Origin of the sequence: Serratia myotis, assembly GCF_027474885.1 — a bacterium.
Lineage (GTDB): Bacteria > Pseudomonadota > Gammaproteobacteria > Enterobacterales > Enterobacteriaceae > Serratia > Serratia proteamaculans.
This window is the reverse complement of record NZ_CP099707.1, coordinates 4992730-5005814: the sequence shown is the minus strand read 5'-3', so window position 1 is coordinate 5005814 and position 13085 is coordinate 4992730. Positions and strand designations below refer to the sequence as shown.

The 13085-nt window shown below is 58.5% G+C and carries 11 protein-coding genes; 7 read left to right on the top strand and 4 right to left on the bottom strand.

Annotated features, from left to right (window positions below):
- Positions 1 to 294 precede the first annotated feature (294 nt).
- The 4 genes from NHG65_RS23545 (at position 295) to malM (ending at position 4697) form a co-directional block, all read left to right on the top strand.
- Positions 295 to 1266, top strand: coding sequence for an alpha-amylase family glycosyl hydrolase (locus NHG65_RS23545; RefSeq protein ID WP_099063604.1), 972 nt, complete (start codon positions 295 to 297; stop codon positions 1264 to 1266).
- Positions 1259 to 2368, top strand: coding sequence for a maltose/maltodextrin ABC transporter ATP-binding protein MalK (gene malK / locus NHG65_RS23540; protein WP_099063603.1), 1110 nt, complete (start codon positions 1259 to 1261; stop codon positions 2366 to 2368). The genes NHG65_RS23545 and malK overlap by 8 nt, the downstream gene beginning before the upstream one ends.
- Positions 2369 to 2397: 29 nt before the next feature.
- Complete coding sequence (locus NHG65_RS23535; protein WP_129936894.1) at positions 2398 to 3693, top strand: maltoporin; 1296 nt, start codon at positions 2398 to 2400, stop codon at positions 3691 to 3693.
- Positions 3694 to 3788: 95 nt separating this feature from the next.
- Positions 3789 to 4697, top strand: a complete 909-nt coding sequence (malM, locus tag NHG65_RS23530) for a maltose operon protein MalM (RefSeq protein ID WP_219017104.1) — start codon at positions 3789 to 3791, stop codon at positions 4695 to 4697.
- Between the two features lie 55 nt (positions 4698 to 4752).
- Here malM and NHG65_RS23525 read toward each other — a convergent pair whose 3' ends face one another.
- From NHG65_RS23525 to NHG65_RS23515, 3 genes are read right to left on the bottom strand one after another with little or no spacing between them, the layout of a single operon-like run.
- Positions 4753 to 5736 carry a nucleoside hydrolase gene (locus NHG65_RS23525; RefSeq protein WP_219017103.1) on the bottom strand — a complete coding sequence of 328 codons (984 nt, stop codon included), beginning with the start codon at positions 5734 to 5736 and terminating at the stop codon, positions 4753 to 4755.
- A 22-nt stretch (positions 5737 to 5758) separates the two neighbouring features.
- Positions 5759 to 6760, bottom strand: coding sequence for a LacI family DNA-binding transcriptional regulator (locus NHG65_RS23520; RefSeq protein WP_207977271.1), 1002 nt, complete (start codon positions 6758 to 6760; stop codon positions 5759 to 5761).
- 22 nt (positions 6761 to 6782) lie between these two features.
- Entirely contained in the window at positions 6783 to 8165 is a 1383-nt protein-coding gene (locus tag NHG65_RS23515) for an MFS transporter (RefSeq protein ID WP_099063598.1), read from the bottom strand.
- A gap of 397 nt (positions 8166 to 8562) precedes the next feature.
- Here NHG65_RS23515 and ubiC point away from each other — a divergent pair, with 397 nt between their 5' ends.
- Entirely contained in the window at positions 8563 to 9087 is a 525-nt protein-coding gene (ubiC, locus tag NHG65_RS23510; RefSeq protein ID WP_207977273.1) for a chorismate lyase, read from the top strand.
- A gap of 17 nt (positions 9088 to 9104) precedes the next feature.
- Positions 9105 to 9977: a 4-hydroxybenzoate octaprenyltransferase gene (ubiA, locus tag NHG65_RS23505; RefSeq protein WP_112347176.1), complete on the top strand. Its 873-nt coding sequence runs from the start codon at positions 9105 to 9107 to the stop codon at positions 9975 to 9977.
- Between the two features lie 59 nt (positions 9978 to 10036).
- Here the strand turns inward: ubiA and plsB are convergent, their stop codons facing one another.
- Positions 10037 to 12502: a glycerol-3-phosphate 1-O-acyltransferase PlsB gene (gene plsB / locus NHG65_RS23500; protein WP_112347175.1), complete on the bottom strand. Its 2466-nt coding sequence runs from the start codon at positions 12500 to 12502 to the stop codon at positions 10037 to 10039.
- Between the two features lie 149 nt (positions 12503 to 12651).
- Here plsB and NHG65_RS23495 point away from each other — a divergent pair, with 149 nt between their 5' ends.
- A complete protein-coding gene (locus tag NHG65_RS23495; RefSeq protein WP_085119730.1) occupies positions 12652 to 13020 on the top strand; it encodes a diacylglycerol kinase in 369 nt (122 codons plus the stop codon).
- Positions 13021 to 13085: the final 65 nt, after the last annotated feature.

Here is a 13085-nt window from a genome sequence, read left to right as displayed (position 1 = left end):
CACAAAGCGACACATTCTCATCCTCCCCCCCTCTACGCCCCAGGCCTGCGGAGTGTGATCCAGTTAACATTGCGCTCTATTCTGTGGTGTCAGACACAAAATAGGGGGACGATTTTTGCCAGGCAGATCACAGATTTGTCTTAAGCGTGGAACTTCTCACCGCCGCAGTCGTTCTCTCATCCTCCCATCTCCTCCCCCATGAAAAATCCTGTTACGGATGATTACCCTTTGTGGGGTTTACCGCACTATCGGCCACATTGATTTTCAACACCCAATGCAGCAGGAACCGGATTTATGTCGCCAATGCCTACCGCCACTCAGCCAACCCTGTACCGGATCCATCCGGTCAGTTTCCGCGATGGAAACGGGGACGGTGTAGGCGACGCTCGCGGCATGATTGCGGCATTGCCCTACCTGAGCACGCTGTCGATCGACGGCCTGGTATTGCCGCAGGCATTGGCGGCACAAGATGACGCCGCCGTCGCCGCCCAGGGCCTGGCACTGTGGTACTGCGATGGGCCAAACCACATTCGACGCGCCGCAACGCCGCAACAGTATCTCCGCAGCCCATTGGCGCTGGAAGTGGTGCCTTTTAGCGTGGAGAAGCTGGTTGAGGTATTGAATGCCCGCCGGGCCACGCTGGCCGACAGCCTGTGGAGCACCGGTGATGCCGACCAGCCTCGGGTGGTCAGCCACTGGGGGCAGGGTAACTTGCGTTCCGCCGATGCTTTTTTGACGTTGCTGGCCATGCTGCCCGCGCCGATTTGTCTGTATCAGGGAGAGGAGCTGGGTCTGCCGCACGCGGCCGGTTTGCAGGATCCGCTTGGTGCTCAAACGCCGATGCCCTGGCATGAAGCGCCGGAGCAAGTGACCGCCGGTGAGATCCACTGGTATCAGCAGGTGGCGATCGAACACCGCGCGTTGGCCATCAGCCGCCAACAGCATGACAACCACTCGACCTTACGTTACTGCCAGTCTCTGTTGGCGCTGCGCCGTTTGCCGGTGATCCAGCAGGGTGAGCTGAGCGCCATCAGCCAGCGTAATGGCGTAGTTCGCTTACTTATTACCCATCAGGATCAATGCCTTGAAGCGCTGATTAACCTGCAGCCTTATACTCAGGCGGCCGCGCCGTCTGAGGCGACCTTGCCACTGGCATGGCAGCACGGCGCGCAGCAAGAGGGTCATCAATGGGTTTTGGCGGGTTTTGCGTCCGCCATTTTTACACGAAACGTTAACTGCGAAAGCAGGGGAGTAACGCATGGCTAGCGTCACATTGCGCAGCGTTTATAAGGCTTTCGGCGAGACTGTGATTTCCAAGGACGTCAATCTGACGATCGATGACGGTGAGTTTGTGGTGTTTGTCGGGCCATCGGGCTGCGGCAAGTCAACGCTGCTGCGCATGATCGCCGGCCTGGAGGACATTACCTCCGGTGAGCTGATGATCGGCGATAAACGGATGAATGAGGTGCCACCGTCCGAGCGCGGCATCGGCATGGTATTCCAGTCTTATGCGCTGTATCCGCACCTGTCGGTGGCCGACAACATGTCGTTTGGCCTGAAGCTGGCGGGGGCTAAAAAAGCGGAAATCAACCAGCGGGTGAATCAGGTATCGGAAGTGCTGCAGCTGGCTCACCTGCTCGACCGACGGCCCAAAGCGCTGTCCGGTGGGCAGCGTCAGCGGGTGGCAATCGGCCGTACGCTGGTGGCGGAGCCGGACGTGTTCCTGCTCGACGAACCGCTGTCCAACCTCGACGCCGCACTGCGGGTGCAGATGCGCATTGAGATCTCCCGTCTGCACAAACGTTTGCAGCGCACCATGATTTACGTCACCCACGATCAGGTTGAAGCGATGACGCTGGCCGACAAAATCGTGGTGCTGGACGCCGGGCGTGTCGCCCAGATCGGCAAGCCGCTGGAGCTGTATCACTATCCGGCCAACCGCTTTGTCGCCGGCTTTATCGGGTCACCGAAAATGAATTTCCTGCCGGTCAAAGTGACCGCCGCAGAACCGCAACAGGTCCAGGTCGAACTGCCTAACCGCCAACTGGTGTGGTTGCCGGTCGAAGGCACAGAGGTACAGGTTGGCTCGAATCTGTCGCTGGGCATTCGCCCCGAGCATCTGTTGCCGGGTGACGCCTCTGAAGTTCGTCTGACCGGTGACGTACAGGTGGTGGAGCAACTCGGCAACGAGACGCAAATCCACATCCAAATCCCGGCAATTCGTCAAAACCTGGTTTACCGCCAGAACGACGTGGTGCTGGTAGAAGAAGGTGCAACATTCGCTATCGGCCTGCCGCCTCACCGCTGCCATCTGTTCCGTGAAGACGGTACGGCATGTAAACGGCTGCACCAGGAGCCGGGCGTTTAAAGCATCACAGTCTGTATAACAGGAGAATAATGATGACTACTCTGCGCAAACTTCCTCTGGCACTGGCAATCGCCGCTGGTGTTCTCACCACTCAGGCAATGGCCCTTGATTTTAAAGGCTATGCCCGTTCCGGCATTGGCTGGACCGGTAGCGGTGGTGAGCAACAGTGCTTCAAGGCCACCGGCGCCGACAGCAAATACCGTCTCGGTAACGAATGTGAAACTTACGCCGAACTGAAGCTGGGTCAGGAAGTGTGGAAAGAAGGCGACAAAAGCTTCTACTTCGATACCAACCTGGCTTACTCGGTTTCACAACGTTCTGACTGGGAAGATGTGACGCCAGGCTTCCGTGAAGTGAACGTGCAGGGTAAAAACCTGATCGAATGGCTGCCGGGGGCCAATATGTGGGCCGGTAAGCGTTTCTATCAGCGTCATGACGTCCATATGATCGACTTCTACTACTGGGATATCTCCGGCCCGGGTGCGGGTCTGGAAAACATCGATCTGGGCTTCGGCAAGCTGTCTGCTGCCGTGACCCGTAACTCCGAATCCGGCGGTTCTTACGGTTATCTGGATAATGAACTGGACCAACGCCCTACCGTCAACGACACCTTCGACGTGCGTTTGGCCGGTCTGGAGTTGAACCCGGGCGGTACCCTGGAGCTGGGCCTGGACTACGGCCGGGCTAACGCGCAGGACGGCTACAGCCTGGCTGACGGTGCCAGCAAAGACGGTTGGTTGGTGACTGCGGAACATACCCAGAGCATCCTGACCGGCTACAACAAGTTTGTGCTGCAGTACGCCACCGATTCTATGACTTCGCAGAACAACGGCCGTAGTCAGGGCTCCACCATCGACAACAACGGCAAGATGATCCGCGTGCTGGATCACGGCGCCATCGACTTCAACGATCAATGGGCGATGATGTATGTCGCCATGTTCCAGGATATCGATCGCGACAACAACAATGGCACCACCTGGTACACCGTGGGCGTGCGCCCAATGTACAAATGGACGCCAATCATGAGCACCCTGCTGGAAGCCGGTTACGACAACGTGAAATCCCAGCGTACCGGCGATCGCAACGGCCAGTACAAAGTCACCCTGGCGCAACAGTGGCAGGCGGGCAACAGCATCTGGTCCCGTCCGGCGATCCGCGTATTTGCAACCTACGCCAAGTGGGATGAGAAATGGGGTTACGCTAACAGCGATTCCGGCACCGGTTACACCTCAGGTACCGCGTACAACGACACCAGCATGCATACCTTCAGCCGCGGTAATGACGATGAAGTCACCTTCGGCGCCCAGATGGAAATCTGGTGGTAATGAGATAACGGGGAGAGCCAGGTGCTCTCCCCAACCTGTATTCGCCGACAACGTCTCTCTTGCCTGAGCCGCGTCGGATACCATGGGGTATAACAATGAAAAAGAATCTGCTGTCACTCTGCCTGTCACTGGCCCTTACCGTGGGCGCGCCACTGGTGGCCAATGCCGATACACCGGCCAATGTTTCCATCGCTCCGGCTATTAGCGCCAGCACGCTGCAAAGCCTGCCATGGCAACCGCTGGTACCGCCGGTCAGCCAGGACGTAAAACTGGATAATGTCAGCCCGCAAATTAATCAGGGTGACATTCAGGGCGCTATTGCCGCCTATACGCTGCCGGCCGATCGCGGCTCGCTGGAAGTCACGCTGAGCAGCATCAGCAAGAACAACGCCATTTACGCCCCGAGCGTACTGGTGCTGGATGAGCACCTGCGTCCGGCCGCCTATTACCCGAGCAGCTACTTCCCTTATCAGCCTCCGGGGGCAATGTCGTCCGATCGCCTTGAGGGCACGTTGAAACTGACCCCGGCGCTCGGCCAGAAACAAATTTATCTGCTGGTGTACACCACCCGTCAGGATCTGGCGAAAACCACCCAATTGACTAACCCGGCGAAGGCTTATGCGCAGGGCGTGGGCAACGCGGTGCCGGATATTCCGGATCCGATTGCCAGCCACAGCACCAGTGGCACCATCAAACTGAAAGTGACGGCTGAACAGGGCAGCGGCAATATCATGATCGGTATGCTGCAACCGGCACCGGCGGCGACGCCAGTGGTGGTGGGTTCCACCGCGGCGATTGCGGCTGCACCGACTCCGGCACCGGCACCGACCAAACCGGCGGAACCGATGCTGAATGACACTGACACTTACTTTAACAACGGCATCAAACAGGCGGTGAAGGCGGGCGATATCGATAAAGCGCTGAAACTGATGAATGAGGCTGAAAAACTGGGTTCTACCACAGCGCGTGAAACGTTTATTGGCAGCGTGAAAGGCAAGGGGTAGTACCCGACGCTGCCGATGCTGGCTTGATGATTGGTGCGCCCCGGCGCACCTTTTTTCATTCGCGAGCTAGCGTTTCGCCGATCAACGCCAGCAGACGCGCGTTATCCACCTGCTGCATTATCCGCACCGGTTGGCCTTCGGGTTCCGGCATGCCGACCGTCAGGCGCAGACTTTCCGGTCGCCAGCGACGGGAGCTGCCTCGCGTCATGGCTCCTTCCAGCGCCACATCGACAAAATACTCCTCGGTAGTGACCAATTGCGGCTCCAGCAGCCAGGCGATGACCAGTGCATCATGGATCCAGCAACCCGGCAGATGGCGGGTATGGCGGGAATAGTCGATCCAGGGCTGGGTTGTGGCCCGCAGGTAGCGGCACAGCGGCGTGTCCGGCTGGGTCATCTGTAGCAGGTCTGCCTGGGTCAGCATGGTTTGCGTGGTGACGTCCAGCGGGGCGAGCGTGATGTTGGCACCGCTGGTCAGTACCTGCCGTGCGGCCTCTGGATCCAGGCCGAAATTGGTGTCCTTGATGTAGCCCTCGACGTTGAACACTCCCCCCATAATGACGATTTCCTTCACCGCCTGCGCCATCTGCGGGTACAGCTGCAGGGCATGGGCAATGTTGGTCAGCGGGCCGATCGCCGCCAGGGTGATTTCGCCGGGGTGATTGCAGATCAGTTCGCCGATCGCGACGGCGGCGTTCGGTGCTGGTGTCGTTGCTGCTTGCGGGTAAGGTGTATTACGCCACAGAGCCGCCAGCTGCGGATCGGTAATCGCACGATCCAGATGGGTGCGCCAGGGCTCTGGCGCTTCATTCAATGCTCGCGCCGCGCCTGCCACCACAGGTACCTGATAACCGGTTTGTTGTAGCAGATGGTTGGCCACGGCAAAGCCGACGTCGCGTGGCGTATTGCCGGCCACGATGCTGACAAGCTCCAGTGAGAGCTGCGGTTTGGCCGCCAGTGCCAGCGCCAGCGCCAGCCCGTCGTCAACGTTGGCACCGGGAATGCCGTTGCCGGGATCGCAATCAATAATCAAACGCATAGCAGTTACCTGAATCAATAAACTAGCAGCCGCACGATCGGCGGATATGCAGCTGGAAGGCGAACTCGTGCAGCTCTGGCTGCGCGGCACCGGCGGCCAGCATGGCGATGGCCTGCCTGGCCATGGCGTCGATCGGCTGTTCGACCGCACTGAGCGGCGGTACGCTGAACTCGGATTGCTGAGTGCCGTTAAAGCAAATGATAGCCAGATCGTCCGGCACCCGCAGCTGATGTTCCGCCAACGCCGACAGGCAGCCGAGTGCCTGCTGCTCGTTGGAGGTGAAGATGGCTCGCGGACGGGGCCCTTGCAGCATTTTCTGGCTGGCCTGATAGCCGCCCTGGCGGGTATAGGGCGCTTCAAAAATCCACTCTTCGCGCGGCGTGATACCGGCCTCGAGCAGGGCGTCGCGCCAGCCGTTCAGACGATCCTGCGCGTTAAGCATGGTCAGCGGGCCAACAAAAATGCCGAGTTCCCGGTAGCCGTGCTGCAACAGGTGGCGTGTGGCCTGGCAGGCGGCGTCGCGTTCATTGACGCGAATGGCGCAGATGCCGGCATGGCTGTCGATGGTGTCGATCATCACGCAGGGGGTGCCGGAGGCGCGGATCAGATCGAACCACGGATGGCGATCGACACTGGTGTACAGCAGCCCATCAACCTGACGGCGCAGCAGGTGGTTAATCAGGTCATGTTCGCGCTGCCGGTCGTCGCCGGCGTCACCTAACAGCAGCACGCGGCCATGACTGAACGCCTCGCGCTGTAATGCCCGTGCCAGCGTGGCAAAAAACGGATTGGAAATGTCGGGCACCACTAACCCATAGGTGAGGGTATTGCCGGAAGCCAATGCCCGGGCGATATCGTTCGGCCGATAACCGGTTTGCTCGATCGCCGCCAGCACCCGCAGACGGGTGGCTTCTGCCACCGGACGCGGGCCGTTGTTGATCACGTAGCTGACGACCGCAACCGAGGTGCCCGCTACGCGGGCGACGTCGGCACGGGTGATGCGCCGTGCGGATTGATTATCCAAGTTGGGTTCCTGTGCGCCCTGATCACACTGCGTCCTGCGGCAGGTTAAGATCGCGGCCGCGGGTTTCTGGTGCAAAGAAGGTAGTGATTAAGCCAATGCCTGCCATTACAACAAAATAGCAGGCGACAGGCCACCAGTGACCGAAACCGGCCAGCAGCGCGGTCGCGATCAGCGGTGCGGTACCGCCGGAGAGGATCGACCCCAGTTCCTTGGCAAACGCCATTTTTGAGTAGCGGTTTTTGACGCCGAACAGTTCCACGCCATAGGCGGCCTGTACGCCAAAAATCCCCAGCGATGCGATGCACATGCCGACCACAATCACCGAAATCACTATCGCCGGTTCGCGGCTATCGAGCAGCCAGAACGCCGGGAAGGCGTACAGTACCAGCAACAGGCAGAACCAGCGGTAGGTAATACGGCGGCCGAAACGATCGGAAAGCCAGCCCGCCAGGGGGATCACCAGGAAGCCGCACAGGGAGGCGATCATCACCGCCAGCGCTGGCACCGACTTATCCACCATCAGCACCTTGGCGACGTAACCCACGATAAACCCCTGGCACAGATAAGATGGGCCGTTTTCGCCGATGCGCAGGCCGAGCATGATCCAGAAGGCTTTGGTGCGTTGCAGATAGCTGCGGTTATCCGCTGCGACGGGAGTGTTGTCCAGCATCCGCTGACGGTTTTGTTGTAGCTCGCGTTCAAACACCGGCGTTTCACGCACGTGACGGCGCAGGTACAAAGCACCCCCAGCGATCAGGATGCTGGCGAGGAACGGAATACGCCAGCCCCAGGCGATCAGATCCGCTTTGTCCAACTGCAAGATCAGCAACCACACCAGTGAGGCCAGCAGGGTACCGCTGTTGGAGCCAATCGCAATGATCGAGGCGACCAGCCCCCGTCGTTTGGCTGGGGCGTATTCCGCCAGCATCACCGCACCGCCGGAAAGCTCGGCTCCGGCCCCGAAGCCCTGAGCAAAACGCAGGATCACCAGACAAATGGGAGCCCAGACGCCGATTTGTGCGTAGGAGGGGATCAGCCCGATCAGCGTGGTAGAGACGCCCATCAGCGCCACCGTGGTGAGCAGCACTACGCGGCGGCCTTTACGATCGCCAATCCAGCCGAAAACCAACGCGCCGATAGGGCGGGCGATAAAACCGACGGAATAGGTGGCGAAGCTGGCCAGCAGCGCCACCATGGGGGTGGCTTCGGGGAAGAACACGTCGCCGAACACCATGCCGGCCGCCAGGCCATACAGGGCGAAATCGACATACTCCATGGCCGTACCGAGCCAGCACGAGAAAGTGGCGCGCCAGAATTGACCGCGCCCTTCTTTGGTGGCCAAACGTTCATCGGCCGCCAACGTTTCGTCGGTGGCCTTTGGGGTTGCAAGCGTTGTTTCGCTCATGGCATTGATATCCTCTTTTCGTCTGCGCCACACCTATGGCGTGATCGCGGTAAAGATGGTTTCCCTGGTGTCGGCAAGAAAGTTTGCTGACAAAGTGTCGGACTGATGGCGATTCAACGCTGCAGTACAAGGGTATCTACGCGCGTAGATAAAACAATGCTGCAGAGGTGAAAGTTTGCAGAAGATCACAGAATCCCCATCGCTCCGGGGAATGAAGGTAAAGAAAACAGATGGCAGAAAGATGACATCGCGGTGCTTTTTCGGCGCGTATTTTGCTGCGCGTGACCCCACGAATCAGCCTGCCGCTTTTGAATTTCTGCGTTACAATGAGCGCCTGTTAACAGTTTGTCTGGTCTGGCGCGGCCGCAGGGCGCGGCGTCAGGCATGGAGTAGAACAATGTTTGGCAATAGGGATTCGATCCTACCGCCGCTGGAGTGGTTATCTGCGCAACATCCTCCGGTGCCTGCCGCCATCAGCGACTGGCTGATGGAGCCCGGTTCCATGACGCGTCGCTTTGAACGCCACTGTGGGCGGGTGCACGTTGAGCCGCAGCGCGAATGTTTTTTGACCCGCGAGCAACTGGGTGAAGAGGCCGAACACCTGCCGGACAGCCCGCGCTATTGGCTGCGTGAAGTGGTGCTGTTGGGCGACAACCAGCCCTGGCTGTTGGGGCGCACGGTGATCCCGCAGGAAACGCTGACCGGCCCGGATCTGGCGCTGGTGGATTTGGGGACATTGCCGTTGGGCCGCTATCTGTTCAGCAGCGATGATCTGACCCGCGATTATATTCACATGGGTCGGCAAGATGCGTTGTGGGCACGGCGCTCCCGCCTGCGGCTGGCGGGTAAACCGCTGTTGCTGACTGAACTGTTTTTACCGGCTTCACCGCTGTACGCTGCGGGGAGTGTAGACCCTGAATAATGAGGAGAGGAAATACCTTGGAGGGAAGCGTGATTCAAAGCAAATGGCAGGCTTATAGCCATCTGATGCGCATTGATAAGCCGATTGGCACCTTACTGTTGCTATGGCCGACGTTGTGGGCACTGTGGCTGGCGGGAAAGGGCGTACCGTCGCTGTCTGTTCTGGTGGTGTTTGTGGTCGGGGTCTTCATGATGCGTGCCGCCGGTTGTGTGGTGAATGACTATGCCGATCGCGCCGTCGATGGCCACGTAAAGCGGACTGCCGGGCGGCCGATGCCGAGTGGCCGGGTGAGCGAGAAAGAGGCCAAGATCCTGTTTGTGGTGCTGGTGCTGATCTCGTTTGGGCTGGTATTGACGCTGAATGCGATGACTATCTGGCTGTCATTGGCAGCGCTGGCGCTGGCATGGGCCTATCCGTTCATGAAACGGGTCACCCATCTGCCGCAGTTTGTGCTGGGCGCGGCGTTTGGCTGGGGCATTCCGATGGCCTATGCCGCCGTTAGTGAATCACTGCCGCTGAGCTGCTGGCTGCTGCTGCTGGCCAATATCTGCTGGACCGTGGCTTACGACACGCTGTACGCCATGGTTGACCGTGACGATGACCTGAAGATTGGCGTTAAATCTACCGCCATATTGTTTGGCCGCTACGACAAACTGATCGTCGGTTTGCTGCAGTTCGCCACGCTGCTGTTGATGCTGTGGGTCGGCTATCTGACGCAGATGAGCGGTGCTTTTTATTGGTCGCTGTTGCTGGCAGGCGCTTTGTTTATCCATCAGCAAAAGCAGATCGCCACCCGCGAACGCGACGCCTGCTTTAAAGCGTTCCTGGACAACAACTACGTTGGGCTGGTGCTGTTTCTCGGCATCGCGTTGAGCTACTGGCAGGGCTAACGATTTACAGCAATAAAAAAGGCACCCGAGGGTGCCTTTTTCGTTTTAGTATCAGTGAATCAGTCTTCTTTCACTTCCACTGCGGCCGTCTCCGGCAGGGCGTTGGTTTCCGCCGGCATGCTGACGCTTTCAATGGTCAGCTTGATTTCCGGGGTAATCAAATCGCTCAGCATGTTGTACACCTCCATGGTGTGCTCACGGACCGCATCGCCGATGTCGTTGATGTAGCCTTCTTCACGCAGCGTCGCCACCAGGGTGGAGAACACCGCCTTGTCAAAGAACTCCGGCGCATTGATACCGTGCAGCACCGACAGACGTTGGGCCATGATACGGCTCTCTTTCTCCAGCGCACCGCGGTTGATGCTCGGATTGGCGCTGAGGATCGACATGGTGATGGCATAGCGTTGCAGCGTTTCACGGACACCGGCGGCCAACAGCTGTAGCGGCCGGATACGCGCTGGGTTTAGCACCAGATCGTCGCCTTTGTCGCAGATCAGTTGCTGACGGATCATTTCATCGATCAGCGGTCGCAGCACTTCCGGCAGTTGTTCCTTATCGTTGTGCAGGAACAGCTCGGCCTTCAGCATCGGGTAAATCAGACCAATCTGCCGTAGCAGTTCGGCGCGCGATACCCGGCGGTGGTGCATCACGATAGTGGCGATCAGCGAAGGCAGAACCAGCAGGTGATGGATATTGTTACGGTAATAGGTCATCAACACCGCCTGCTCGCGCGGCAGGATGATGATATCGCCGATGTTATCCTTCTCCACCTCGAACTTGTTCATGTTCAGCGCGTGGTCGAGTAACTCATCCGGCGTTTGGGTTGGCACGGTAACGTCGCTGGCATAAGGCACGTTGCGCATCAGTTGCAGATAGCATTCCAACTGCTCAAGCAGCTGCTCACGGGTCAGCGAACGCTGGCGTGAGGCCAACAGCGCCGTGGAACACAGGTTCATGGCGTTGGCAGCGGCAGCATTGTTGATGCGAACCATGATTTTGGCCGCCAGATCGTTGACCGTCGGCGTCAGCCAGCTTGGGCGCTGGGATTCGATCGGGTCAATCGATTCACGCCACTGCGGCACATTCTGGTTCAGATAGGTAGTCAACGGCAGTGGATCGCCGAAGTTGACGTAACCCTGGCCAAGATTGCGCAGCTTGCGCAGGCCGCGCAGCATCTGCAGCAGGCTCTCTTTTTCCTTGGTCGCACCACGCAGCTCTTTGGCGTAAGTGCCCACTTCCATCACGTGCTCGTAACCGATGTAGATCGGCACCAGTGTGATAGGGCGGGTACCGCCACGCAGCATCGCCTGAATGGTCATCGACAGGGTGCCGGTCTTCGGCTCCAGCAAACGTCCGGTACGAGAACGGCCGCCTTCGACGAAATATTCCACCGAGTAACCGCGGGTAAACAGCTCGCCGAGGTATTCGCGGAACACCGTCGAGTACAGCTTGTTGCCTTTGAAAGTACGGCGGATAAAGAAAGCGCCCAGACGGCGGAAGATCGGCCCGGCCGGCCAGAAGTTGAGATTAATCCCGGCAGCAATGTGCGGCGGCACCAGACCCTGGTGATACAGCACGTAGGACAGCAGCAGGTAGTCCATGTGGCTGCGGTGGCAGGGCACATAAACAATCTCGTGGCCGTCCTGCGCCAACTGACGCACGCGTTCGGCGTTGGTGACGTTGATGCCTTGATACAGCCGGTTCCAGGTCCAGCTCAGCACGCGATCGGAAAGGCGCACCGTCTCATAAGAGAAGTCGGCAGCGATCTCTTCCATCAGCGCAATGGCATTCTGCTGGGCTTTTTCGTGGGAAATTTTCTTGCTGCGAGCCTCGTCTTCGACCGCTTTTTCGATCGCCTTGGACGCCAACAGCTTGTTGAACAGGTCCTGACGGGCCGGCAGGCTTGGACCGACGGCGGCCAGACGCTGACGCGAGAAGTGCATGCGCGCCACGCGTGCCAGTTTTTGCGCAATGATTTTGTCCGTACCGTGTTCAGTCGCCATGCGGCGCAGGGAAACGGTATTGGAGAAACGGACAAAGCTGTCGCGGCCGAGCCACAGCACGGCGAAGAATTTCTGGACGCCGTTCAGCAGACGCAGATGCGGGGTGCCGTGACCTTCGCGCCCCGGAGAGCGACCGAACATCACCGAGACCGGCAACATCTGAATGTCGAGATCCGGATTACTGCGATGCAGATCCAGATAGTCGTGGAACAGTTTTACCGACTCTTCTTTCGGCGTGTAGTAACGGAATACGCGCGGGCCGTCGTGAATAAACACGTGGCTGGGCAGCACGGTGCCGTCTATCTCCAGCGGATTGAGGGGATCGGGCAGATCTTGCGCCAGGCACTGGGTGCGCAGCGTCAGTAAATCCGCCTTGGAATTATAAGGTAAAACATACAGAATCGGCCGTGAGGGATCCAACCCTAACTCCGTGACCGGATCTGAAGGGATAACCTTACTTCTTACCAACAGTTTGAGTGGTAAATTCAATAGTTTATAATAAATTTTACGCCAACCTGACATAACAACGTGAAGCCTCTTGTTAGCAATGCGCCGCAAGCATACCAGAATCCGGGTAGCAGATCTGTGGTGTTGGAAAACCGAGAGCCGGGAGCGTTTCCTGGCCTAGACTGTTTAATTATGACTTACCTCTGCGAAAGGCACTAAAAAACATGACAAAGCAAGCAACCGGCCTGACCCGTATTATTAAAGCGGCCGGCTACTCTTATAAAGGCTTTTCCGCCGCCTGGCAGCACGAAGCGGCATTTCGCCAGGAATTGGTGGCGACAGTGCTGGCTATCATACTGGCGATTTGGCTGGACGTGGGTGCGATAGCGCGCATTTTACTGATCGGATCGGTGCTGCTGGTGATGATCGTCGAGATACTGAACAGCGCGATTGAAGCGATTGTCGACCGGGTGGGCACCGAACATCACGAGCTCTCCGGCCGGGCAAAGGATATGGGCTCGGCGGCGGTCTTGCTGGCGATTATTCTGGCGCTGTTTGTCTGGGGTTCGGTGCTGTGGCAGCACTTTGCCTGAGTGGGGGAGTTCTGTTGCGACGCGGGTCGCTAATCCCTGATTTTTATTCACTCTTCGGTTCCCAA